Origin of the sequence: Actinomadura formosensis, assembly GCF_050948385.1 — a bacterium.
Classification (GTDB): domain Bacteria; phylum Actinomycetota; class Actinomycetes; order Streptosporangiales; family Streptosporangiaceae; genus Spirillospora; species Spirillospora formosensis.
Genome location: NZ_CP192011.1, coordinates 6,930,257 through 6,952,645, shown reverse-complemented (window position 1 = coordinate 6,952,645; position 22,389 = coordinate 6,930,257). Strand labels below are relative to the sequence as shown.

21 protein-coding genes are annotated in these 22,389 nt (G+C 70.9%); 8 read left to right on the top strand and 13 right to left on the bottom strand.

Features of this window, described 5'->3' with window-relative positions:
• The 3 genes from paaB to paaZ are packed head-to-tail and all read right to left on the bottom strand — an operon-like array spanning nt 1 to nt 3,250.
• On the bottom strand, nt 1–285 hold the full coding sequence (gene paaB, locus ACQP1N_RS32600) for a 1,2-phenylacetyl-CoA epoxidase subunit PaaB (protein WP_067797061.1): 285 nt from the start codon (nt 283–285) through the stop codon (nt 1–3).
• Complete coding sequence (paaA, locus tag ACQP1N_RS32595; protein ID WP_433228100.1) at nt 285–1,211, bottom strand: 1,2-phenylacetyl-CoA epoxidase subunit PaaA; 927 nt, start codon at nt 1,209–1,211, stop codon at nt 285–287. Before paaA ends, paaB begins: the two co-directional genes overlap by 1 nt.
• Entirely contained in the window at nt 1,208–3,250 is a 2,043-nt protein-coding gene (gene paaZ, locus ACQP1N_RS32590; RefSeq protein WP_433228099.1) for a phenylacetic acid degradation bifunctional protein PaaZ, read from the bottom strand. The genes paaA and paaZ overlap by 4 nt, the downstream gene beginning before the upstream one ends.
• Before the next feature lie 140 nt (nt 3,251–3,390).
• Here paaZ and ACQP1N_RS32585 point away from each other — a divergent pair, with 140 nt between their 5' ends.
• Nucleotides 3,391–4,008 carry a TetR/AcrR family transcriptional regulator gene (locus tag ACQP1N_RS32585; protein WP_131732736.1) on the top strand — a complete coding sequence of 206 codons (618 nt, stop codon included), beginning with the start codon at nt 3,391–3,393 and terminating at the stop codon, nt 4,006–4,008.
• Here ACQP1N_RS32585 and ACQP1N_RS32580 read toward each other — a convergent pair.
• From ACQP1N_RS32580 to pdhA, 3 genes are read right to left on the bottom strand one after another with little or no spacing between them, the layout of a single operon-like run.
• Nucleotides 3,995–5,272 (bottom strand): dihydrolipoamide acetyltransferase family protein, encoded by a 1,278-nt coding sequence (locus ACQP1N_RS32580; RefSeq protein ID WP_433228098.1) that lies wholly within the window; start codon nt 5,270–5,272, stop codon nt 3,995–3,997. The two genes, ACQP1N_RS32585 and ACQP1N_RS32580, sit on opposite strands and share 14 nt — an antisense overlap.
• The gene (locus tag ACQP1N_RS32575; protein WP_433228096.1) at nt 5,269–6,279 is read right to left on the bottom strand and encodes an alpha-ketoacid dehydrogenase subunit beta; all 1,011 of its coding nucleotides are present in this window, start codon (nt 6,277–6,279) and stop codon (nt 5,269–5,271) included. The genes ACQP1N_RS32580 and ACQP1N_RS32575 overlap by 4 nt, the downstream gene beginning before the upstream one ends.
• Entirely contained in the window at nt 6,276–7,373 is a 1,098-nt protein-coding gene (pdhA, locus tag ACQP1N_RS32570) for a pyruvate dehydrogenase (acetyl-transferring) E1 component subunit alpha (RefSeq protein ID WP_433228095.1), read from the bottom strand. Before pdhA ends, ACQP1N_RS32575 begins: the two co-directional genes overlap by 4 nt.
• 108 nt (nt 7,374–7,481) lie before the next feature.
• Between pdhA and ACQP1N_RS32565 the strand changes: the two genes are divergently transcribed.
• The gene (locus tag ACQP1N_RS32565; protein WP_433228093.1) at nt 7,482–7,997 is read left to right on the top strand and encodes an Lrp/AsnC family transcriptional regulator; all 516 of its coding nucleotides are present in this window, start codon (nt 7,482–7,484) and stop codon (nt 7,995–7,997) included.
• 73 nt (nt 7,998–8,070) lie between these two features.
• On the opposite strand, the gene ACQP1N_RS32560 is transcribed toward ACQP1N_RS32565, so the two are convergent.
• From ACQP1N_RS32560 to ACQP1N_RS32550, 3 genes are all read right to left on the bottom strand, one after another.
• On the bottom strand, nt 8,071–9,111 hold the full coding sequence (locus ACQP1N_RS32560) for an rRNA adenine N-6-methyltransferase family protein (RefSeq protein WP_433228092.1): 1,041 nt from the start codon (nt 9,109–9,111) through the stop codon (nt 8,071–8,073).
• 297 nt (nt 9,112–9,408) lie between these two features.
• A complete protein-coding gene (locus tag ACQP1N_RS32555) occupies nt 9,409–9,792 on the bottom strand; it encodes a hypothetical protein (protein WP_433228091.1) in 384 nt (127 codons plus the stop codon).
• A 409-nt stretch (nt 9,793–10,201) separates the two neighbouring features.
• On the bottom strand, nt 10,202–10,489 hold the full coding sequence (locus ACQP1N_RS32550) for a hypothetical protein (RefSeq protein WP_433228090.1): 288 nt from the start codon (nt 10,487–10,489) through the stop codon (nt 10,202–10,204).
• Between the two features lie 462 nt (nt 10,490–10,951).
• Between ACQP1N_RS32550 and ACQP1N_RS32545 the strand changes: the two genes are divergently transcribed.
• Nucleotides 10,952–12,151: a helix-turn-helix domain-containing protein gene (locus ACQP1N_RS32545; protein ID WP_433228088.1), complete on the top strand. Its 1,200-nt coding sequence runs from the start codon at nt 10,952–10,954 to the stop codon at nt 12,149–12,151.
• A 5-nt stretch (nt 12,152–12,156) separates the two neighbouring features.
• The gene (locus tag ACQP1N_RS32540; RefSeq protein ID WP_433232903.1) at nt 12,157–12,684 is read left to right on the top strand and encodes a flavoprotein; all 528 of its coding nucleotides are present in this window, start codon (nt 12,157–12,159) and stop codon (nt 12,682–12,684) included.
• Between the two features lie 418 nt (nt 12,685–13,102).
• Here the strand turns inward: ACQP1N_RS32540 and efeB are convergent, their stop codons facing one another.
• The 4 genes from efeB to ACQP1N_RS32520 all read right to left on the bottom strand — a co-directional run bounded on the left by efeB (nt 13,103) and on the right by ACQP1N_RS32520 (nt 16,180).
• Nucleotides 13,103–14,332 (bottom strand): iron uptake transporter deferrochelatase/peroxidase subunit, encoded by a 1,230-nt coding sequence (efeB, locus tag ACQP1N_RS32535; protein WP_433228087.1) that lies wholly within the window; start codon nt 14,330–14,332, stop codon nt 13,103–13,105.
• A gap of 3 nt (nt 14,333–14,335) precedes the next feature.
• Entirely contained in the window at nt 14,336–14,812 is a 477-nt protein-coding gene (locus tag ACQP1N_RS32530; RefSeq protein WP_433228086.1) for a copper chaperone PCu(A)C, read from the bottom strand.
• Nucleotides 14,809–15,480 (bottom strand): SCO family protein, encoded by a 672-nt coding sequence (locus tag ACQP1N_RS32525; protein ID WP_433228085.1) that lies wholly within the window; start codon nt 15,478–15,480, stop codon nt 14,809–14,811. Before ACQP1N_RS32525 ends, ACQP1N_RS32530 begins: the two co-directional genes overlap by 4 nt.
• A 79-nt stretch (nt 15,481–15,559) precedes the next feature.
• Entirely contained in the window at nt 15,560–16,180 is a 621-nt protein-coding gene (locus ACQP1N_RS32520) for a hypothetical protein (protein ID WP_433228084.1), read from the bottom strand.
• A gap of 279 nt (nt 16,181–16,459) precedes the next feature.
• Between ACQP1N_RS32520 and ACQP1N_RS32515 the strand changes: the two genes are divergently transcribed.
• The 4 genes from ACQP1N_RS32515 to cydC are packed head-to-tail and all read left to right on the top strand — an operon-like array spanning nt 16,460 to nt 22,350.
• Nucleotides 16,460–17,908, top strand: coding sequence for a cytochrome ubiquinol oxidase subunit I (locus ACQP1N_RS32515; protein WP_433228083.1), 1,449 nt, complete (start codon nt 16,460–16,462; stop codon nt 17,906–17,908).
• Between the two features lie 26 nt (nt 17,909–17,934).
• The gene (gene cydB, locus ACQP1N_RS32510) at nt 17,935–19,053 is read left to right on the top strand and encodes a cytochrome d ubiquinol oxidase subunit II (protein WP_433228082.1); all 1,119 of its coding nucleotides are present in this window, start codon (nt 17,935–17,937) and stop codon (nt 19,051–19,053) included.
• Between the two features lie 7 nt (nt 19,054–19,060).
• The gene (cydD, locus tag ACQP1N_RS32505) at nt 19,061–20,674 is read left to right on the top strand and encodes a thiol reductant ABC exporter subunit CydD (protein WP_433228081.1); all 1,614 of its coding nucleotides are present in this window, start codon (nt 19,061–19,063) and stop codon (nt 20,672–20,674) included.
• Complete coding sequence (cydC, locus tag ACQP1N_RS32500) at nt 20,671–22,350, top strand: thiol reductant ABC exporter subunit CydC (protein ID WP_433228079.1); 1,680 nt, start codon at nt 20,671–20,673, stop codon at nt 22,348–22,350. The genes cydD and cydC overlap by 4 nt, the downstream gene beginning before the upstream one ends.
• Nucleotides 22,351–22,389: the final 39 nt, after the last annotated feature.

Genomic DNA, 22,389 nt, shown 5'->3' with positions numbered 1-22,389 from the left:
TCACATGTGCGGGACGTTCTCGGGGATCTCGTAGAACGTCGGGTGCCGGTAGACCTTGTCGCCGCTGGGGGCGAAGAACGGGTCCTTCTCGTCCGGGCTGGACGCGGTGATGTCCCGCGCCTTCACCACCCAGATGCTGACCCCCTCGTTGCGCCGCGTGTACAGGTCGCGGGCGTTCTGCAGGGCCATCTCGCCGTCGGCGGCGCGCAGCGAGCCGACGTGCACGTGGTTCAGGCCCCGCTTGCCGCGGACGAACACCTCGTAGAGCGGCCAGTCCTTCTCCATCACGCCACCTCCCGGTGAGCCTGCTTCGCGGCGTACGCGGCGGCGGCCTCCCGGACCCAGGCGCCGTCCTCGTGGGCCTGCCGGCGCACCGCGATCCGCTCCGCGTTGCACGGGCCGTCGCCGCTGATCACGCGTTTCAGTTCCGACCAGTCGATCTCGCCGAAGTCGTGGTGGCCGCGCTCGGCGTTCCACTTCAGGTCCGGGTCGGGGAGCGTGACGCCGAGCGCCTCCGCCTGCGGGACGGTCATGTCCACGAACCGCTGCCGCAGTTCGTCGTTGGTGTGCCGCTTGATCTTCCAGGCCATGGACTGCGCGGTGTGCGTCGACTCCGCGTCCGGCGGGCCGAACATCATCAGCGACGGCCACCACCAGCGGTTCACGGAGTCCTGCACCATCTCCCGCTGCGCGTCCGTGCCGCGCATCAGCGTCATCAGCAGCTCGTAGCCCTGCCGCTGGTGGAACGACTCCTCCTTGCAGATCCGGATCATCGCCCGCGCGTAGGGGCCGTAGGAGCTGCGGCACAGCGGCACCTGGTTGCAGATCGCGGCGCCGTCCACCAGCCAGCCGATCACGCCGACGTCCGCGAACGCCGGCGTCGGGTAGTTGAAGATCGAGGAGTACTTCTGCTTCCCGGAGATCAGCTTGGCGGTGAGGTCGGACCGGTCGGCGCCGAGCGTCTCCGCCGCCGAGTACAGGTACAGGCCGTGGCCGGCCTCGTCCTGCACCTTGGCGAGCAGGATCGCCTTGCGCCGCAGCGACGGCGCCCGGGTGATCCAGGCGCCCTCCGGCTGCATTCCGATGATCTCGGAGTGCGCGTGCTGGGCGATCTGCCGGATCATCGTGGCCCGGTACCTGTCGGGCATCCAGTCGCGCGGCTCGATCCGCTGGTCGCGTTCGATCGTCCGCTCGAAGTGCTGCTGCGTCATGGCGTCTCCTCCGGGCGCTTGGCCACCAGGGTCAGGACGTCGTACGCCGCGACGACCTTGCCGTCCTGCCTCGTCACCTCGGTGTCCCAGCGGACCTCGCCGTAGTCGGCGTTCTCCCGCGGGGTGATCTGCTTGGCGGTGAGCTTCACCGTCAGCTCGTCGCCGGGGAACGTCGGGGTGAGGAACCGCAGGTTCTCCAGCCCGTAGTTCGCGAGGACGGGACCGGGCTCGGGCGAGACGAACAGGCCCGCCGCGAACGAGACCACCAGATAGCCGTGCGCGACGCGGCCGCCGAAGAACGGGTTCGCCTTGGCGGCCTCCTCGTCCATGTGGGCGTAGAACGTGTCGCCGGTGAACTCCGCGAAGTGCTCGATGTCGTCGAGGGTGACCGTGCGGGGGCCGGCGATGACGGTGTCGCCCACCCGCAGGTCTTCGAGGTGCTTGCGGAACGGGTGGACGTCCGCCTGCACGCGGGGCGCGCCCGGCGTCCAGCGCCCGGTGATCGCGGACAGCATGGACGGCCCGGCCTGCACGGCGGTGCGCTGCATGTGGTGCAGGACGCCGCGCATCCCGCCCATCTCCTCGCCGCCGCCCGCGCGTCCCGGCCCGCCGTGGACCAGCCCCGGCATCGGTGAGCCGTGCCCGGTGGACTCCTTCGCGTCCTCCTCGTTGAGGACGAGCAGCCGCCCGTGCCAGGGCGCCGCGCCCAGCACCACGCGGCGCGCGAAGCCCGCGTCGGCGGTGACGACCGAGCCGACCAGGCTGCCCCGCCCGCGTGCGGCCAGCGCGACGGCCTGCTCGGCGCCGTCGTAGGGGAGCAGCGTGCTGACCGGGCCGAACGCCTCGACCTCGTGCGGCTCGGCGCGGCCCGCGTCGTCGGCGCGCAGCAGGATCGGGGACAGGAACGCGCCGCGCTCGGCGTCGGCGCCGAGGACCTCGACGTGCTCGGGGTCGCCGAACACGATCCGGCCCGCGTCCAGCAGCTTCTTCAGCTGCCGGCGGACCTCCTGGCGCTGCTCCAGCGTGACGAGCGCGCCCATCCGCACGTCCGGGTGGGACGGGACGCCGACCCGCACCCGCGCCAGCCGTTCGCGCACCGCCCCGGCCACCTCGTCCATCAGGCCGGACGGCACCAGCGCCCGCCGGATCGCCGTGCACTTCTGCCCGGCCTTCACCGTCATCTCGGTGACGAGCTGCTTGACGAACAGGTCGAACTCGGCCGTCCCCGGCCGGGCGTCGGGGCCGAGGATCGAGCAGTTCAGCGAGTCGGCCTCGGCGGTGAACCGGACGGACCGCCCGATCACCACCGGGTGTGCGCGCAGCATGTGCCCGGTGGCCGCGGACCCGGTGAAGGCCACCAGGTCCTGCTCGGTCAGGTGGTCGAGCAGGTCGCCGGGGCCGCCGCAGACGAGCTGGAGCGTCCCCTCCGGGAGGATGCCCGACCCGATGATCAGCTCGACCAGCCGTGCGGACAGGTAGGCCGTCTGCGGTGCGGGCTTGACCAGGCTCGGCATGCCGGCGAGGAACGCGGGCGCGAGCTTCTCCAGCGGGCCCCACACCGGGAAGTTGAACGCGTTGATCTGCACGGCGACGCCCTCCAGCGGCGTGCAGACGTGCCGTCCGGCGAACGTGCCGCCCTTGCTCAGCGGCTCCACGTCCCCGTCGACGAGGACGGTGTCGTTCGGCAGTTCGCGCTTGCCCTTGCTCGCGTACGCCAGCAGCACGCCGATGCCGCCGTCCACGTCGATCCGGGAGTCGGCGAGGGTCGCGCCGGTGCGCGCGGACAGCGCGTACAGCTCCTCGCGGTGCTCGCGCAGGTGCAGGCCGAGCTGCTTCAGCAGGGCGGCGCGCTGGTGGAAGGTCAGCTCGCGCAGGGCCGGGCCGCCCGTCCGACGTCCGTGCTCCAGCGCCGCGGCCATGTCGATGCCCGTCGAGGAGAGCCGGCCGATCTCCTCGCCGGTCACCGCGTCGGTGAGCGGCGCGCCCTCGTCCGGCGGAACATGCCAGGTGCCGGACACGTAGCTGGGCAGCGGAGCCATCGGGCCTCCCTCGACTTGCCGACCATTGAATTACCGACCGTCCGTTCAGTCAGGATTTTACCCCGGGGACGGCCCGCGGTGAAGGGACGCGGCGCCGTGGCCGGGGGTGCGGCGCTGCGATAATGACCGCCGTGACCACCATGGGCGGCGGGCGGCCGAGCCGGCGGGGACGGCCCGGCTACGACAGGGAGTCGCTGCTGCGCGTCGCCGTCACGGTGTTCAACGAGCGCGGCTACGACGGCACCAGCATGGACGACCTGGCCAAGCGGCTCGGCATCAGCAAGTCCGCGATCTACCACCACGTCGCCGGCAAGAGCGAACTGCTCCAGCTCGCCGTCGACCGCGCACTCGACGGGCTGTTCGCCGCCGCCGACGAGGCCGCGGCCGTGGAGGGGCGCGCCATCGACCGGCTGGAGCACCTCGTCCGGGCCAGCGTCGCCGTGCTCGTCGAGCGGCAGCCGTTCGTCACGCTGCTGCTGCGGGTGCGCGGCAACACCGCCGTCGAGAAGCGCGCGCTGGCCCGCCGCCGCGAGTTCGACCGGCTGGTGGCCGGGCTGGTCGCGCGGGCCGAGGCCGACGGCGACATCCGGCCCGACATCGACCCGGCGATCGCGGCGCGGCTGCTGTTCGGGCTCGTCAACTCGCTGATCGAGTGGTACCGGCCGCGCGGCGGCGCGAGCGGGGAAGAGATCGCCGACGCGCTCTGCAAGGTCGCGTTCGACGGCCTGCGCCGCCGCGCGGTGGCTAGCGATGACTGACCAGCGTTTCCGGATGCTCGACGCAGTCGGCGACGAACCGCAGGAAACCGCCGGCGACACCGCCGTCGCAGACCCGGTGGTCGAAGGTGAACGACAGTTGCGTCACCTTGCGCAGCCGGACCTTCCCCTTGACCGCCCACGGCCGGTCGGTGATCCGCCCGACGCCGAGCATGGCCGCCTCGGGATGGTTGATGATCGGGGTCGAGCCGTCCACGCCGAACACGCCGTAGTTGTTCAGCGTGAACGTGCCGCCCGTGAGGTCGGCCGGGGACAGGCGCCCCTCGCGCGCCTCCTGCGTCCGCGCTCGCAGGGCGGCGGCGAGTTCGGTGACCGTCATCAGGTGCGCGTCGCGGACGACCGGCACGACGAGGCCCCGGCCGGTCTGCGCGGCGAACCCCAGATGGACGTGCGGCACCTGGACGATCTCCTGCCGCTCGGTGTCCACGTAGGCGTTCAGTTCGGGGAAGCGGCGGAGCCCGGCCACGCAGATCCCGGCGAACAGCGCCAGCATGCCGACGTTCGCGTCCGGGTCGGCCCGCTGGATCTTCTTCTTCAGCTTGACCAGGCGGGTCGCGTCCACGTCGACCCAGGTGGTGGCGTCCGGGATCTCGCGGCGGCTGCGGGACAGCTTGTCGGCCATCGTCCGGCGGACGCCCTTGAGCGGGACGCGCACGACGCCGGTTTCGTCCTGCCGCGGCTCGGGGGCCGGCGCGGCGGCGCCGATCGCCCGCTCGACGTCCCGGCGCAGGATGACGCCGCCGGGGCCGGTCGGGGTGAGCGCGGCGACGTCGACGCCGTTGTCCTTCGCCAGGCGGCGCACCACGGGTGAGATGACGCGCGGCGCCTCGTCGTGGGACGGCGCCGCCGGTTGCGCGGGGGCCGGTTGTGCGGGGGCCGGTGATGCGGGGGTCGGTCGGGCGGCGCGGCGGCGGGAGCGGCGGGTCCCGGTCGTCCCGTAGCCGACGAGGACGTTGCCGGAGCCGGCCCGCTCCTCCTCCCGGTACCGCTCGGCGGCGGCGTCGCGCGCGGCGATCGAGATGAGCGGCGACCCCACGTCCACGACCGTGCCCGCCTCGGCGAACAGCTCCGCGACCGTGCCGGCCATCGGGACGGGGACGTCCACCGCCGCCTTCGCCGTCTCCACCTCGACGATGATCTGGTCGGTGGCCACGGTGTCGCCGACCGACACCTTCCACTCCAGGATCTCGGCCTCGGTCAGCCCCTCCCCGAGATCCGGCAGCCGGAAGACGGTCGCTCCGCTCATGCCGCACCGTCCACAGGCAGGTACCGGGTATCCGGCCGGTCGTCGCGCTGGAGGCGGTCGAGCGCGTCCAGGATGCGGTCGACGCTCGGCAGATGGTGGTGCTCCAGCATTGGCGGCGGGTACGGGATGTCGAACCCCGCCACCCGCAGCACCGGCGCCTCCAGGCTGTGGAAGCAGCGCTCCTGGACGCGGGCCGCGATCTCCGCGCCCACGCCCGCGAACCCGGCGGCCTCGCTGACCACGACGCAGCGGCCCGTCTTCCGCACGGACGCGGCCACGGTCGCGTCGTCGAACGGGACGATCGTGCGCAGGTCGATGACCTCCAGGTCCCAGCCCTCGTCCGCGGCGGCCTTCGCGGCCTCCAGCGCGACCGGCACGCTCGGCCCGTACGCGACGACCGTCGCGTCCCGGCCGGGCCGGCGGACGGCGGCGCGGCCGAACGGCCCGGTCCGGTCGAGCCGCTCGATGTCCGACTTGGACCAGTACAGCTTCTTCGGCTCCAGGAACACGACCGGGTCGGGGTCGTCGATCGCCTCCCGCAGCAGCGAGTACGCGTCCTCCACCGTCGCCGGGGTGACGACCTTCAGGCCCGGCGTGTGCGCGTAGTACGCCTCGCTGGAATCGCAGTGGTGCTCGACGCCGCCGATTCCGCCCGCGTAGGGAATGCGGATGACGAGCGGCAGTTCCACCATTCCGCGGGTCCGGTTGCGCATCTTCGCCACGTGCGAGGCGATCTGCTCGAAGGCCGGGTAGGCGAACGCGTCGAACTGCATTTCGACGACGGGCCGGAAACCGCCCATCGCCATTCCGACCGCGAACCCGACGATGCCCGCCTCGGCGAGCGGCGTGTCGAAACAGCGGTCGTCGCCGAACTTCGCGGTCAGCCCGTCGGTGATGCGGAAGACGCCGCCGAGCGCGCCGACGTCCTCGCCGAACACCAGGACCCGCTCGTCCTCGTCCATGGCGTGCCGGAGCGCCGTGTTGAGCGCCTGGGCCATTGTGGTCATGACAGCGCCTCCTCGGCCTGGAGTTCGGCGTGCAACCGGGCCCGCTGCTCGTCCAGCTGCGGGGTCGGGGTGCCGTAGACGTGCTCGAACAGCCCCATCGGGGCGAGTTCGGGGTCGGTGTTCATCCGGGTCCGCAGCCGCTCGGCGAACTCCTCGGCCTCGGCGGACGCCGCCGCGAGGTCCTCGTCGGTGAGGTGCCCGCGCCGCCGCAGGTAGTTCTCCAGCCGGGTGATCGGATCGCGCCCGCGCCATTCCTCGGCCTCGGCGTCCGTCCGGTACCGGGACGCGTCGTCGGCGTTCGTGTGCGATTCGAGCCGGTAGGTGTGCGCCTCGACCAGGAAGGGGCCGTGGCCCGACCGGGCGTGCTCGACGGCCGCCGACAGCACGGCCAGCACCGCGACCGGGTCGTTTCCGTCCACCCGCTCGGAGCGCACCCCGTAACCGATTCCCTTGTAGGCCAGCGAAGGCGCGGCGGTCTGGCGCTCCAGCGGCACCGAAATGGCGTACTGGTTGTTCTGGACGAGGAACACCACCGGCGCCTTGAAGACGGCGGCGAAGTTCAGCGCCTCGTGGAAGTCGCCCTCGCTGGTGGCGCCGTCGCCCACGCAGGCCAGCGCGACCCGTCCGGTCCCCTTGCGCCGCTCCGCGTACGCGAGCCCCGCCGCGTGGACGGTCTGGGTCGCGAGCGGCGTGCACTGCGCCGCCGTGTGGTGGCGCCGGGGGTCGTACCCGCAGTGCGCGTCGCCCCGCAGCAGGGAGAGCACCTCGACCGGGTCGATGCCGCGCGACACCAGCGCCATCGACTCCCGGTAGGTGGGGAAGAACCAGTCGCCGTCCTCCAGGACGAGCACCGACCCGACCTGGCATGCCTCCTGGCCATGGCTGGAGGGGTAGACGGCCAGCCGGCCCTGCTTGGTCAGCGCGGTCGCCTGCGCGTCGAACCGCCGCCCGACGACCATGGCCCGGTGCGCCCGGCGCAGCAGCTCCGGGTCCGGGGCCGCGTAGCGCTGCCGTCCGCGCACCGCCGCGCCGCTGTCCGTCAGGAACCGCACGGGTTCCGCCGAGGGGAGCAGCGCCTCAACCCGATCCGTCATACGCCTGCACCTCCGCACTCGATCGGTGCTAGAAATATGAACCCGATCGACCATAAGTCTCAATAGACGGGTAAAAACAAGGACATTCGGCTCAGAAGTGGAGTTTCCATGGACCAACTGTCGCCTGAGAATCTGCCGCCTCCCGGTCCCGACGGACGTTCGGCGGCCCCGCTCGACGACCTCGACCGCGCGATCCTGCGCGAACTGCGGGCGGACGGCCGCATGTCCATGCGGACGCTCGCCGAGCGGGTCCGCGTCTCCCGCTCCAACGCCTACGCGCGGGTGGAGCGCCTCATCGCCGACGGCGTCATCACCGGTTTCACCGCCCAGGTGGACCCCGTCCGCGCGGGCCTCGGCACCGCCGCCTACGTCATGGTCAACATCGAGCAGAACTCCTGGCGGAAGGTCTCGGCCCTGCTGCGGGAGGTGCCGCACATCGAGCACCTGGCGTTCGTCGGCGGCGACGTCGACCTGGTCATGCTGGTCCGTACCCCGGACAACGCCTCGCTCAGGGACGTCGTCCTGGCCCGTATCCACGCGGTCGAGGGCGTCCGCGCGACCCGCACCTGGCTGATCTTCGACGAGTCCCCACCACAACCGATCGAGGACGAACGGCGTTCATGATCCCGTAACGGTCTCGCCCCTACGTGTGCTCTTGCGGGGCTGCGGCCTCCGCCGGCCGGGGGAGCCGCAGCCTTCAAGCGATCGGGTCGTCAGGTGAATCAAGCCAGATGCGTTGCCCCGCAGGGGTCACCGTGAGACCGAACCTTGCGGGTCCCGGCTTGCCGGAGTCCAGCCACCACTCATAAGACCGCTCAAGCTCATCCCAGAGCCGGCGCGGCCCGTGCTGCCATACGAGGTGCTCGCCGGAACCGGGCGTGCAGGCCGCCCATGATCCGGTCTCGTAGTCCGACAACCGTAGAGTGTGACTTCCGTCCGGGTTTCTGGTCCTGCCGTCCGTAACGCCCGGGAGCCTGGCCCCCAGGGCGAATCTGGCATCCGATGCGGTCTCGAAGACCTCGCGAGGAAAGACCCTGGATACTCTCTGGAGGTAGTCGCCTTCCCGCACGTCATCGCGCCACGGCACATGCTTCGGCCGTTGCTCCCGCAGCCGCATGAAGGCGACCGCGCGAGTGAACCGTCCCTCGGCCGTGCCATCAGCCCGCACCGTCAGCGCCAACAGGACCCCGCCCGGGTAGAGGTCACTGCCCCAAGGCATGAGTATCCGCCCGCCCGCGGTGCTCTGCCGCACCCAGGCGTAGGGGACATCCCGCACTGAGGCCGTCACGATGATGCGGTCATAGGGCGCATTCTCCGGATAACCGGTGATGCCGTCCCCCGTGATCACAGTCACCGGGAATCCTGCCCCTTTCAGGGCATGCCTGGCATGGTCGGCGATCTGCGCATCGACCTCAACCGTGGTCACGTTCTCCGAACCGACGATTTCCCCAAGCAGCGCCGCGTTGTACCCGGTCCCGGTTCCGATCTCCAGCACCCGCATACCCGTTCCCACATCCAGGGCATCGATCATTTCCCGCATGACCGACGGAGCGCTGCTGGAACTCGTGGGCTGCACACCCATGTCACAGGCGCCATCGTCCACCTGCGTGACGATCGCCTCGTCACTGTCGCAAAGCCGCTCCCACCGCTCCGGATCGACCTCCCGGCGCAAGGGGATCATCCAGCCGTCATCACCCCACACCCACACCGTGTCCGGAATGAACTGCCGCCGGTTCATACCTCTCCGGTCCCGCCGCACCCGGGACAGTTCCGCGTCTCCTGGCTTCGGCCGTCTTTCCCATCGGCGTCGACGACGATCGTCCCTGACCCGTTACACCGCTTGCAGGTCTCCTTCTTGCCGTGCTTTCCCATCTCCTGAACTCCTTTCAACCGGCCCGGCCTTCTCCACACTGACAGCGCGGCTACGGTCCTTCGACCACCCCGCCCGGCATTTGTTTGTCCCTTTCGGTCCTCCGGCCCCCTCGTTGTCGGTCATCGAGCGCTTCGCGTGGGGCACACCACCTCAACGCTTGCGTCAGGCCCACTCGGGGTTGGGGAACATCCGGTACTTCAGCAGCCGGTCAACCCGCTCAGCCGCCGTCTTGGCGTCGCCGCATGGGGACAGGAACCCGGCCCGCCCCTTGCCCGCCTCGAAGTAGGCCCACGTGCCGCCCGGCGTTGCCCGCACCGTCACCACCATCCCGACGTCTTCGGCCATCCCGCTGGCGTACACCCACAGCAGCGGTACCGGAAACCCGTACTCCTGCTTCTCGTACAGTTCTACGCACCGCCATCCCTTCTCCTTGAGCGCGAGGGCGAGCAGTTCCAGGTTTCGCACCGCCGTCTCGTCCCCCAGCAGCGTCCGCCACCGAAGCACCGCCTGCCACCGACCCACCACCCGGCGTATCCTGTGGAACACTTCGATCTCCTGTTTCTGGATGTTCCTGCCATTCCACCCAGGCTGGACACGGGGATTCTATGGAGCCTGGCAGAGCTGACGAATTACGTTTGACCTGTGGTTACGGTGCTACGTTGTCGGCTTGTGGTGAGTTCATCCGGCGAAACCTTTTGGGAGCGTCGAGGCATGCGCATGCAAAAGCCGCATAGCATGCCCGACCGATCCGGTACGTGCAATACCCGCTGTCGATCGCGCGGACGGCATCGGTGAACCTGGGATCACCACTGACGCGACCATCGTAAATCAAGAGGTCACGTACGGCCTTGATCGCTGTTTCGCGGTCGTGACGCTCGGGAAAGACCAGCCACTTTCCCAGCCGCGACGTAGCGATATGCCAGTGATCCGCGCGTGCCGGAAAGGTACCCACGGTTTACCGCTCCGGCAACGGCAGATAGCCCTGAATCGAAACGGCGGCGTCGGTGACCTGATCGGCTGGTGCGATCGGCTCGCCCCAGGATGTGAAGTACCACCACCGATTCCCGTCATCCGGCCGGGCACGGCACGTGACCGTGTCGCTCAGACGCCGTGCACAGCATCCCGACGCATCCGCATTGGTGACCTTCAGCCACGTACCGAGAAAGTCAATCTGGTAACCGCGCGCGGACAAGTGCGCACCGAGCGCGGCAAGCCGCCGCTCGGGCAGGCTGAGCGCGTTCACGTGGCGCACCCCCGACCATGCATCGCCAGGACGACCTCCGCGCGATCAGCTGTACCGTCCACGTCGCTGGTCGAACCGAGCTCCCGACCATGGGCGCTTTCCCACCGGGACCACCGTCCGTCGTGTGCTATGACCCACTCAGGACGCGCCGACAGCCCCAGCGAGGCAACCAGGGATTCACCACCCACATCAATACGGCAACACCGTTGCATGAGCATCACGGCTAACTCGGCCAGCGGGTTTGTCCTACTATCTGCCATGGGTCCGACCTCCCATGTCGGATCAAGGCCCCGGGGGAACTGTCCTGATGTCGGCGCATCAGGTCCGGGGCCGCCTCATGTGCCCGAAGCACTGACGCTAAGCCTGTTCCCATGAGGGAGTGGCACATCCCGTGTTACCTCTGTCATCCTGGTTTTGGAAGAACAGAGGTTCCCCTCTCAACCACTCCGGAACCAGGACACAATGGACGACCGTGAACTTGGCAGACGAATCGGCTATTGGCGCCGCCGGCGCGGGTTCACCCAAGTCATTTTTGCCGACCTGATTGGTCGTTCGAAAAGCTGGGTCGTGAAAGTTGAGGGCGGTTATCGAAGTGCCGCTAGGCTGGATATCCTCGATGATATCTGTCAGGTACTGCGCGTTGATCTCTCCACACTTATCGGCGAAGAACCAAGTCGGCAGGCTCAGGTTTGCCTTGACGATGCGGACACAGAACGCATCCAGTCCGCCCTGGAAAACTACTCAGTGGCCGGGGTGACTGAGGATCGGCCCTATGGCATCGATGCATTGAGGGGGCGAGTGCGGTACGCATGGACCGCCTTCGAGTATGCAGACTATACGACTGTCAGCCTCACTTTGCCCGATCTCATCATGGCAGGCAGGAAAACCTTCCAGGCATCGCAAGATGTGCTTGCGCGAGAAATGTTGATCGAGATCTACCAGATAGCATCCTCGACTCTCCGGAAACTTGGAGAGCCGTCACTGGCCTGGCTGGCGGGCGATAGAGGAATGGCTCTTTCTCAGAACCTAGAAACGCCCGCGCTCTCAGTGGCCACAGGATTTAGAGTCGCAAATGCCCTGCTTTCGCTGGGGCGCGCACGGCAAGCGAAGGAATTAGCCGTTTCCCTCGCTGAGAGAATTCAAGCCGAATCCCGCGACGAAAGCAATCGTGCGTTGTACGGACATGTCATGCTGCAAGCAGCCGTTGCGGCGGCAACCGCCGATGACGAGGATCGCGCATCCGTGCAAGACCTGATTGGCGAGGCGCGCGATGCGGCGAGACATGTGACCACGCAGCATGATCATTATCACCTAGAATTTGGAAAAACGAACGTCTCCCTGCATGAAGTAACCATCCTTTTGGCGCAAGGAGAAGGTGGGCGAGCAGTTCAGGCCGCAAACTCTATTGATGAGTTCGAACTCCGCAAGCTGCGTAAAGAGCGGCGGGCGGCGCTGCGTGTGGATGTTGCGAGGGCGTACAACCAAATAGGGGAGCGAGATCAGGCTTTGCGCAACCTGATCGAAGCCGAAAGGATAGCTCCACGCGAGGTTCGGTGTCGCCCAGTAGCGCAAGCAGCGATCAGTGACCTTATGCGGCGTGCACGGGGTGCGCCATCATTCACGCTCGAACAACTTGCGGCAAGGGCGGGGGTGAAGAATTGAACCGTGTGCTGTATGTCATTGCTTGCGGTGCGCCGCCTGCACGTCATGTGTCTGTACTCGTGGAGATGGCTCAGGCCAGAGGCTGGACGGTTTGTGTGGTCACCACGCCATCGGGAAGAAAATTCATAAATGCCGATCACGTGGAGAGAATGACGAAATACCCGGTGCGGAGTGAATATAAAGCTCTGGGGACCGCAGACGTTCTGCCTCCGCCCAGCGCTTTGATTGTTGCCCCGGCCACGGTCAACACGGTGAATAAATGGGCGCTAGGGATCTGTGACACCCTTGCGCTTGGTCTTTTGGTTGAGGGGGTCGGCAAAAATCTTCCAATAGTCGCGTTGCCGTTCACTAACCGGGACCATGCCGCACATCCGGCTTTCGGGGCCAATATTGCCAACCTCCGGGAATGGGGAGTCAAAGTGCTGTTCGGCCCCGAAGTGTATCCCCTTCATGCTCCCGGTACGGGCAGCGAGTACTTGCATCTGTTTCCGTGGGGCATGACACTGGACGCAATTGATGAGATGGAAATCTGAAAGTTGTATATCAAGTTCGTCAAGTGAGCGCTGAATCTTGAATCTGCGAGGTGCGACATCACCCCCGCAACGGCTTGGTTGGAGCCGGATTTCTCGATCGTATTTTCACCCGATTGGCCGAGGTAATTCGTAAGAGACAAGAGATATTCGAGGTTCATCAGCGACCCGGTGGAGGGAGCCCAGGCGCAGGACGAACTGGATCTGAACCTGCGTCCAGGCAAGCCCCGGCCCGGTGGGTCGGGGCTTTGCTCTGGCTGCCGCACCAGGCCGGGCAAGGTCCGGCTCAAGGACGGCCGCCCGGCTCATCCTGGCCGCGGGGCGCGTACATGATCACGGCCATGCCGGCGAGGCAGACCAGTGCGCCGCCGCTCGGCCGCCGCCGGTTCCGCGACGGCGGCGGCCGTTATGTCCGCGGTGGTCAGCTCTCCAGGAGGGGCTGGCCGACGTAGCCGCCGGGTGGGGCGCCGCCCGGCACGGCGAAGATCGCGCTGGACTCGTGCCGGAGGTAGCGGGTGAGGCCGTCGGCGCCGTCGAGTTTGCGCTGCACCTGGATGAAGCCGGCCGTCGGGTCGGCCTGCCAGGCGATGAACAGCAGCCCGGCGTCCGGTGCGCCGTCCGGGCGGTGCCCGTCGTGGTAGGAGAACCCGCGCCGCAGCATGGCCGCGCCGCCGTTGGACGACGGCGCGGCCACCCGGACGTGGGCGTCGCCGGGGATGGCGAGCGCCCCGTCCGGCCCGGCCGCCGAAAGGTTCAGCGGCGTGGTCTCGGTGCCGCCCGACAGCGGGGCGCCGTCGGACTTGCGGCGGCCGATGACCCGTTCCTGCTGGTGCACGGGCAACTGGTCCCACGCGTCCAGCAGCATCCGGATGCGCCGGACGACCGCGTACGAGCCGCCGTTCATCCACGCGTGCGGGCCGGTGGTGTCCGCGGCGAAGACCTTGGCGTCGAACCCGTCGTCGGCCGGACGCGGGTTGCCGGTGCCGTCGATCTGCCCCATCAGGTTGCGGACGGTCCGCGGCCGGTCGGTCGCGCCCCGGGCCCGGTTGAAGCCGTTCATCGTCCAGCGGACCTTCGCCGTCCCGGCCGCGCCCTTCTCCAGCATCCGCAGCGCGTGCACGGCGACGAGCGGGTCGTCCGCGCCGATCTGCACCCACAGGTCGCCGTCGCTCTTCGCGCGGTCGAGGGCGTCGGCGGAGAACGGCGGCATCTCCACCAGCGCGTCCGGCATGCGGTCCTCCAGCCCGGTCCTGCCGAAGAAGGAGCGGCCGAAGCCGAACGTCACGGTGAGCGAGGACGGCCCGGCGTCCAGCGCGACCTGGTCGTCACCGGCCGGCGGACGCCCGGCCGTCATCGCCTCGGCCGCCGCCGACCAGCGGCGCAGCAGCGCCGCCGCCCCGGCGCGGCCGGCACCGGGGCGCAGATCGAACGCGGCCAGGTGCCCGCACGCCTGGGCCGGGGTGAGGATCCCGGCCTGGTGCCGTCCGCGGAACGGGACGGCGGTGCTTCCGACGGCGGTGAGCGGCGGGGCGTCCTCGGCCCGGGGACGGGCGGCGAAGCCGCCGGCGGCCAGCCCGGCGACGCCGGCGCCGCCCGCCGTGCCGAGCAGCCACCGCCGGCTGACGCCGCGCCGCGTGGTCGGTTCCCCCACCGGTCACCGCTCCCCGGGCCGGTAGCCGGCGGGCTGGACGGGGGCGCGCACGGTGATCGGGGCCGAGGTGGCGAACCGCAGCGTCATCGTGACGGTCTCGCCCGTCTTCGGCTTGTGGTGCAGCCCGATGAACATCACGTGGTAGCCGCCCATGCGCAGCACCAGCCGGCCATGGGCGGGGACGGCCAGCGGGCCGGCCTCGGTCATCGACCCGTCCGGTTTCGTGGTGTGCACGGTGACGTGCTTCGCGAGGTCGCTGGTCACCGAGGTCAGCGTGTCGGCGTCCCGCCCGGTGTTGGTGATCGTGAAGTAGCCGGCCGTCATGTCGGGCATCGGCGGTTCCTTGACGTACGCCCCGCTCACCGCGAGGTGCGGCCCGTCATGGCCCTGGTCGCCCGATCCCTTGTCGTCCGAGCCGCAGGCGGTGGCCGCTCCGGCGGCGAGGAGGAGTGCCGCGAGTGCGGCGGCGGACCGCTTCACAGCGCCCCCTTGATGATCTTCGGAAGGTCGGCGGAGTACTGCCGGCTGGTGGTGCCGGATGTGTAGATCATGTGAACCTTGTCGTCTGCGGGGGAGAAGGCGAGCACCTGCGCGCCGTGGTTGACGGTGTAGGAGCCGTCGGCGTTCTTCCGCGGCTTCTCCACGGCGATGCCGAGGCTGCGCGCCGCCTTCTGGGTCGCGTCGAAGTCGCCGCTGAGCCCGGTGAAGCGGGTGTCGAACGCGGCGAGCCACCGGTGCAGCCGCTTCGGGGTGTCGCGGCCCGGATCGGTGGTCACGAAGATCACCTGTAGTTTCCGCTGCTCGGCCTGCGGCAGCTTCTTCACGGCGTTGGCGATGTCGGCCATCGTCGTCGGGCACACGTCGGGGCAGTGGGTGTAGCCGAAGTACATCAGCACCGGCTTGCCCGCCGTCCGCTTGACCAGGTCGAACGTGCGGCCCTGGTCGTCGGTGAGCGTCAGGCCGGGTTTCGGCAGCGGCCGGTCGAGCCGGATCGCGGTGCCGGAGGGGGGCGGGGGCGTCGCGGCGTCGGGGCGGCTCGCGGACGGGGTGCCGCCGCACGCGGCCGCGGTCAGCGAGACCGCCGCGACCACGAGGGCCGCCCGGACGGGCACGGCCGTCCGGGGGGAGGCGTGCAGAAGGGCACGCATGAAGCCTCCAAAGGGCGAGGAGCGTCGGCGACGCATGGTGGAGCACGCCGTGCCACCGGCACGGCGGAAAGGGGTCGGCTCAGGCCGTCGCCGGGAGGGGCGGGCCGCGCCGGACCACGGCGTGGTCCAGCAGCGGGGTCTCGCCCCGTCCGGTCTCCTCGGTGCAGCGGCGGCGCGGCCGGAGCCGCGGGTCGAGCGGGCGGCACGCGGCGGGCCGCGCGAAGACGGCGGCGAGGAGCGCGGCCAGCGGGCCGGCGAGGACGCCCGCCGTCCGCCGTGAGATCCGCACCATCCGCCAGACGGCGTGCTCGCCGCGGTGCATGACCCAGCCGAGCAGGAACGCGGCCGCCAGGTGCACGGCGAACATGTCGGGTCCCGGCATCAGCTGCACGCCCATGCCGTGATGGCCGGGCATCGCCGGGGCGTGCTGCGCGGGGGCCTGCCCGAAGCAGAACACCACGTGCAGGATCATCTGGCCGCACAGCAGCATCGCGGTGATGGCGTGCCTGGACCGTTCCCGGCCCGCCAGCGGTGTCACCAGGCCCATCGTGAGGACCCATCCGGCCAGCAGCGACGACCAGGGCAGCCCGGCACCGGAGACCGCGGAGTGGGCGGACGCCGACACGGCCGTGCACACGGCGGAAAAAGCCGCTGACCTCAGCAGCCGCATGCCGCCGTCAGCGCGCGTCCTCTCGCTCACCGTGTCCGGACCCATGTACTACGAACCGTAGTACATGGGTTCGCGGAGCCCGCCGCACCCCCCTGCCGACCTCGGCGGGCACCGGCGGCGCGGCTCACCGCACCGGCCGTCGCGGTGGGCGGCACCGCACCGGGGGCGGCCACAACTTGATCAACGATTGACCATGCGGCGCCTTTCGGAATCGATCAGCCGGGAAATGTGCCCAGTGCATCCCCGGTGCGGGCGGCTTTCCGATGGTGCTCTGCCGCTGAGATCTCCGACGGCGGGGAAGGGAGCGCGGTGGAGACGACGGCGGTTCTGGACCGATGGCAGTTCGCGGTCACCATCGTGTACCACTTCCTGTTCGTGCCGCTCACGATCGGCCTCGCCTGGTTCGTCGCCGGGATGCAGACCGCCTGGCACCGTACCGGCAAGGAGCACTACCTGCGGATGACGCGGTTCTTCGGGAAGCTCTTCCTGATCAACTTCGCGCTGGGGGTCGTCACCGGAATCGTGCAGGAGTTCCAGTTCGGCATGAACTGGTCCGTCTACTCCCGGTTCGTGGGGTCGGTGTTCGGGGCACCGCTCGCGATCGAGGGCCTGGTGGCGTTCTTCCTGGAGTCCACCTTCATCGGGCTGTGGATCTTCGGCTGGGACCGGCTGTCCCCGCGCGTGCACCTCGCGATGATCTGGCTCGTGGTGGCGGGCGTGACACTGTCCGCCTACTTCATCCTGGCGGCGAACAGCTGGATGCAGCGTCCGGTCGGGTTCGAGATGAAGGACGGGCGCGCGGAGATGACGTCGCTGTGGCACGTCCTCTTCCAGCCGCTGCAGATCACCCACTTCTTCCACACGATCGCCGCCTCGCTGATGACGGCCGCGCTCCTGGTCATCGCGGCGTCCGCGTACCGGCTGCGCAAGGCCCGGCGGGAGGACGCGGGCCAGGCCGACGCGGGACGGGTGGACGCGGGACGGGTGGACGCGGACGTCACGCTGTTCCGGGCCGCCGCGCGCGGGGCGCTCTGGGTGACGGCGCTGGCGTCCCTCGCGGTGATCATCGTGGGGCATTTCCAGGCGCAGATCCTGGTCGAGCACCAGCCGATGAAGATGGCCGCGGCCGAGGCGCTGTACGAGACGCAGGCGCCCGCGCCGCTCTCCCTGCTGGCGATCGGGCCCTGGGAGAAGCACCCGAAGCGGACCAACGTCGACATCGTCCTGCCGCACGGCCTGTCGGTGCTGTCCACCAACGACTGGAACGGCGAGATCCGCGGGATCAACGACATCCAGCGCGAGTACCAGCGGCGGTACGGGCCCGGCGACTACACGCCGATCATCGGCAGCATCTACTGGTCGTGGCGGGTGATGATCACCATCGGGTTCCTCGGGGTGCTGTACGGCGCCTTCTGGCTGTGGTTCATCCGCCGGCGCGGGTGGCGGCGGTCCCGCTGGTTCGCCTGGACGGCCTACGTGTTCCTCGGGCTGCCGTTCCTCGCCAACACGGCCGGGTGGCTGCTCACCGAGATGGGACGCCAGCCGTGGATCGTCCAGGGCCTGCTGAAGACGCACGCCGCCATCTCCCCGACGGTCGGCAAGGGCCACGTGATCGCGACGCTGGCCGGCTTCACCGTGGTCTACGGGGTGCTCGCCGCGATCATGGGCTGGCTGATGGTCCGCGCGATCAAGGCCGGCCCGGAACGTCCCGCCCCCGAGGTGACCCGCGAGGACTCGCTGCCGCCGATGCTCTACTGACCCGGCCCGTCGAAAGGCGCACCACGATGCAGACCGCAGGGCATTTCGACCTCCAGACGCTGTGGTTCGTGCTGATCGCGGTGCTCTGGATGGGGTTCTTCCTGCTCGACGGCTTCGACTTCGGCGTCGGGATGCTCTACCCCTTCCTCGGCCGCGACGACCCGGAGCGGCACGCGCTGCTCGCCACGATCCTGCCCGTGTGGGACAGCTACGAGGTGTGGGTCATCGTGGCCGGCGGCGCCACCTTCGCCGCGTTCCCCGGCTGGTACGCGAGCATGTTCTCCGGCTTCTACCTGGTCTTCTTCGCGATCCTGGTCGCGCTCATCGTGCGCGGCGTCGCCATCGAGTACCGCAACAAGCACGACGACCCGGCCTGGCGCCGCCGCTGGGACATCGCGATGCCGATCTCCAGCGCGGCGATCCCGTTCCTGCTCGGCGTCGTGTTCGCCGCCATCACCCGCGGTGTGCCGATGGACGCCCGCGGCGATGTCAGCGGCGGCCAGGGGGTGCTGTTCAGCGGGTACTCGGTGCTCACCGGGTTCGCGCTCGTGGCGGCGTTCGCGCTGCACGGCGCGCTGTTCCTCGCCATCCGCACCGGGGACGGCCTGGAGACGCGGGCGCGCCGCACGGCGCTGGCGCTGTGGCCGGTCGCGGCGGTGCTGCTGATCGCGTTCACGGTGTGGACGGCGGTGCAGGCGTCGTCGTCGGCGCCGTATCCGGTGCCGGTGTACGTGCTGCTCGGGCTGGGCCTGCCGGCGGCCGCCGCGTCCGGTCCGCTGGCCTGGCTGAGACGTCCGCTGGCCGCGTTCGCCGGGACGTCGGCCGCGACCGTGCTGCTGGTCGCGGCCCTGTTCGCCCGGCTGTATCCGCGGGTCATGGTGTCGTCCACGTCCGGCTCGCCCAGCCTGACGATCTACGGCACCGCGTCCAACCACTACTCGCTGGTCGCGATGACGATCATCGCCGCCGTGTTCGTGCCCGTCGTGCTCGTCTACCAGATCTGGGCGCTGTGGGTGTTCCGGGCACGGCTCTCGCGGGCCGACTTCGCGCGCCCGCCGACCCCGCTGCACATGATCACGCGGGAGCGGGGGACGAGACGGGGCGACGCGTCGTCCGGGGGCGCGCCCGCCGGGGGCGGGGAGTAGGCCGCCGATGCGCGCGCTCGATCGCCTGCTGCCGCGGGACGTCCCCGGCATCCGCCGGTTCCTGGCGGCGGCGGGCGCGCTCGCCGCCTGCTCGGCGGCGCTCACCATCGCCCAGGCCGCGCTGTTCGCGCACATCGTCGTCTCCGGTTTCCTCGGGTACCGCGACGTGCGGGACGTCCTGCCGGCGCTGCTGTGCTTCGCGGGGGCCGGCGCGGCGCGGGCCGCGATCGGCTGGACGCGGGAGACCGGTGCCCGCACGGCGGCGTCCCGGATGGTCGGCGAACTGCGCGGACGGGTACTGGACCGGCTGGTGCGGGCGCGTCCCGGCAGCGTGCCGTCCGGCGAGGCGGTGACCGTCACCACGGACGGCGTGGAGGCGCTGGAGACCTACATCGCCCGGTTCCTGCCGCAGTTGACGACCGCCGCGCTGGCGCCGCCCGCGATCCTCGCGTGGGTCGCGTTCCGGGACGTCCCGTCGGCGGTGATCATGGCGGTGACGCTGCCGCTCATCCCGCTGTTCGGGGCGCTGATCGGCCGGTCGACCAAGGCGAGGACCCGGGAGCGGTGGCGGGCCCTCGCCCAGATGAGCGGGCACTTCCTGGACGTGGTGAACGGGCTGACGACCCTGCGCGCCCACCGCCGGGGCCGCGCCCAGGCGGCGGCCGTCGCCGCGACCACCGACCGCTACCGGCGGGAGACGATGCGGGTCCTGCGGGTCGCGTTCCTGTCGGCGTTCGTCCTGGAACTCGCCGCCACCCTCGGCACGGCGCTGGTCGCGGTCGGCATCGGCCTCCGGCTGACGACCGGCGACCTGGGGCTGCGGGCGGGCCTCGCGATCCTCGTCCTCGCGCCGGAACTGTACGGGCCGCTGCGCGGGCTCGCGGCCGAGTTCCACGCCGGTGCGGACGGGCTGACCGCGTCGCGGCGGCTGTCCGCGCTGCTCGCGCTGCCTCCCGCCGTGCCGCCGCCGGCGCGCCCGCGCCCGGCCGGGTTCGGGGTCGTCCGGATGGCGGACGTCACCGCCGGATACGGCGGCCCGCCCGTGCTGGCCGGGATGTCGCTGGAGATCCGCCCGGGGGAGCGGACGGCGCTCGTCGGGGGCAGCGGCGCCGGCAAGAGCACCCTGCTGGCGCTGCTCATGCGCTTCATCGAGCCGTCGTCGGGGCTCATCACCGTGGCCGGGACGGACCTCGCCGCGGTCGACCCGGACGAGTGGCGGCGGCTGGTCGCCTGGCTGCCGCAGCGTCCGCGGCTGCGGCCCGGCCCGGTGCTGGCGGCCATCACCCCGGCCGAGCCCGGCGGGCTGAGCCCGGTGGCCGCCGCCGAACTGGCCGGCGCCGGGGCGCTGCTGCACCGCACCGTGGGCGAGGCGGGCGCCGGGCTCTCCGCCGGGGAACTGCGCCGCCTCGCGCTGGCGCGGGCGCTGGCCCGCCCGGCGCCGCTCCTGCTGCTGGACGAGCCCACCGCCCACCTCGACGCCGCCACCGCCCGGCGCGTGACCGACGCCGTCCTGGCCCTTCGCGGGCGCACGGTGGTGGTCGCCACGCACGACGCGCGGCTGGCGGCGGGCGCCGACCAGGTGATCGACCTGTCCGGATCCCGCGCGGGAATCCTCACGTGAGCGGGCGCCCGCTGGCGGCGATGCTCGCCGCCGCCCGGCCCGTCGCGCACCGGTTCGCCGCGGCCGCGCTCTGCGGCGCGCTCGCCTTCGGCTCGGCCGTCGCGCTGATGGGCACCTCCGGCTACCTCATCTCCCGCGCCGCGCTCCGCCCGGAGGTCGTCACGCTGGCCGTGGCGATCACCGCGGTGCGCGCGCTCAGCCTGTCGCGGGCCGTGTTCCGCTACGCCGAGCGCCTGATCTCCCACGACGCGAGCCTGCGGCTGCTGCGGGAGCTGCGGGTGCGGTGGTTCCGCCGGCTGGAGCCGCTCGTCCCGGCCGGCCTGCCGGGCGCCCGCTCCGGCGACCTGCTCAGCGGATTCGTCGCCGACGTCGAAGCCGTGCAGCACCTGTACCTGCGCGGGCTGGCCCCGCCGCTCGTCGCGCTCACCGTGGCCGCCGGGTCGGTCGCCGCCACCGCGTGGCTGCTGCCCGCCGCCGGGCTCTGGCTGGCGCTGGGCCTGCTGCCGGCCGCGCTCGTGCTGCCCGCCGCGGCCGTCGCGCTCACCCGCGCCGCCGCGTCCCGGCGGACCGCGGCCCGCGCGGCGCGGGCCGCCGAGACCGTCGAACTCCTGCACGGTGCGCCCGACCTGATCGCCTTCGGCGAGGTGGCGGACCGGCTCGGCCGGATCGCCGCCGCCGACGCCGCGCTGGCCCGGATCGCGCGCCGCGACGCCCGCACCGCCGGGTTCACCTCGGCGTCGGTCACCCTCCTCACCGCCGCCACGACCCTCGCCGTCCTGGTCGCGGGGCTGCACGCCGTCCACCGGGACGCGCTGCCCGGTGTCCTGCTCGCCGCCCTCGCGCTGGCCGCCACGGCGGCGTTCGAGGCCGTCCGGCCGCTGCCGGAGGCGGCCCGCGACCTGCTCACCGCGCACGGCGCCGCCGCCCGCCTCGGCGCGCTCACCGCCCACCCGGCGCCCGCCGCCGACCCGCCCCGCCCGCTGCCCGCGCCGCGCGGCGACCTGCTCCGGGTCCGCGGCCTGCGCGCCCGCTACGCCCCGGACGCACCCTGGGTCCTGGACGGGATCGACCTCGATCTGCGTCCCGGCCGCCGGGTCGCGCTGCTCGGCCCGAGCGGCGGCGGCAAGAGCACCCTGGCGCACCTGCTGGTCCGGTTCCGCGATCCCGACGAGGGCGGCATCACCCTCGACGGCCATGATCTGCGCGACTACGCGCAGGACGACGTCCGGCGCGCGATCTGCCTGGTCGACCAGCACGCCCACCTGTTCGCCACCACGATCCGCGCCAACGTGGCCCTCGCCAGGCCGGACGCCACCGAACCCGAGATCGTCGACGCGCTGCGCCGGGCCCGCGTCTGGGACTGGATCGCCGGCCTCCCCGGCGGTCTGGACACCCACGTGGGCGAGCACGGCGCCCGCGTCTCCGGCGGCCAGCGTCAGCGGATCGCGCTGGCCCGCGCCTTCCTGTCCGGCGCGCGGCTCGTGATCCTGGACGAACCCACCGCCCACCTCGACCCCGCGACCGCCCGCGAGCTCCTCACCGACGTCCTCGGCGACACGTCCGGGGCGGGCATCCTGCTCATCACCCACGCACCCCCGCCGCCGGGGACCGTCGACCAGATCCTGCACCTGGAAGCCGGTCGTCTCCGGGAACCCGGTGAGCGCAGCGCACCGTGATCGATCCGGCGGGCATGGCCGGTCGGACCGTCCGGCCCG

Bases quoted from the DNA above. Each gene is read 5' to 3' on its own strand.
- ACQP1N_RS32565 (WP_433228093.1), top strand. From the start codon at position 7,482: ATGGACCAACTGTCGCCTGAGAATCTGCCGCCTCCCGGTCCCGACGGA.
- cydB (WP_433228082.1), top strand. From the start codon at position 17,935: ATGCAGACCGCAGGGCATTTCGACCTCCAGACGCTGTGGTTCGTGCTG.
- ACQP1N_RS32525 (WP_433228085.1), bottom strand. From the start codon at position 15,480: ATGCGTGCCCTTCTGCACGCCTCCCCCCGGACGGCCGTGCCCGTCCGG.
- pdhA (WP_433228095.1), bottom strand. From the start codon at position 7,373: ATGACGGATCGGGTTGAGGCGCTGCTCCCCTCGGCGGAACCCGTGCGG.
- paaA (WP_433228100.1), bottom strand. From the start codon at position 1,211: ATGACGCAGCAGCACTTCGAGCGGACGATCGAACGCGACCAGCGGATC.
- ACQP1N_RS32580 (WP_433228098.1), bottom strand. From the start codon at position 5,272: ATGAGCGGAGCGACCGTCTTCCGGCTGCCGGATCTCGGGGAGGGGCTG.
- paaB (WP_067797061.1), bottom strand. From the start codon at position 285: ATGGAGAAGGACTGGCCGCTCTACGAGGTGTTCGTCCGCGGCAAGCGG.
- ACQP1N_RS32585 (WP_131732736.1), top strand. From the start codon at position 3,391: ATGGGCGGCGGGCGGCCGAGCCGGCGGGGACGGCCCGGCTACGACAGG.
- paaZ (WP_433228099.1), bottom strand. From the start codon at position 3,250: ATGGCTCCGCTGCCCAGCTACGTGTCCGGCACCTGGCATGTTCCGCCG.
- ACQP1N_RS32560 (WP_433228092.1), bottom strand. From the start codon at position 9,111: ATGAACCGGCGGCAGTTCATTCCGGACACGGTGTGGGTGTGGGGTGAT.
- ACQP1N_RS32575 (WP_433228096.1), bottom strand. From the start codon at position 6,279: ATGACCACAATGGCCCAGGCGCTCAACACGGCGCTCCGGCACGCCATG.
- ACQP1N_RS32545 (WP_433228088.1), top strand. From the start codon at position 10,952: ATGGACGACCGTGAACTTGGCAGACGAATCGGCTATTGGCGCCGCCGG.
- cydD (WP_433228081.1), top strand. From the start codon at position 19,061: ATGCGCGCGCTCGATCGCCTGCTGCCGCGGGACGTCCCCGGCATCCGC.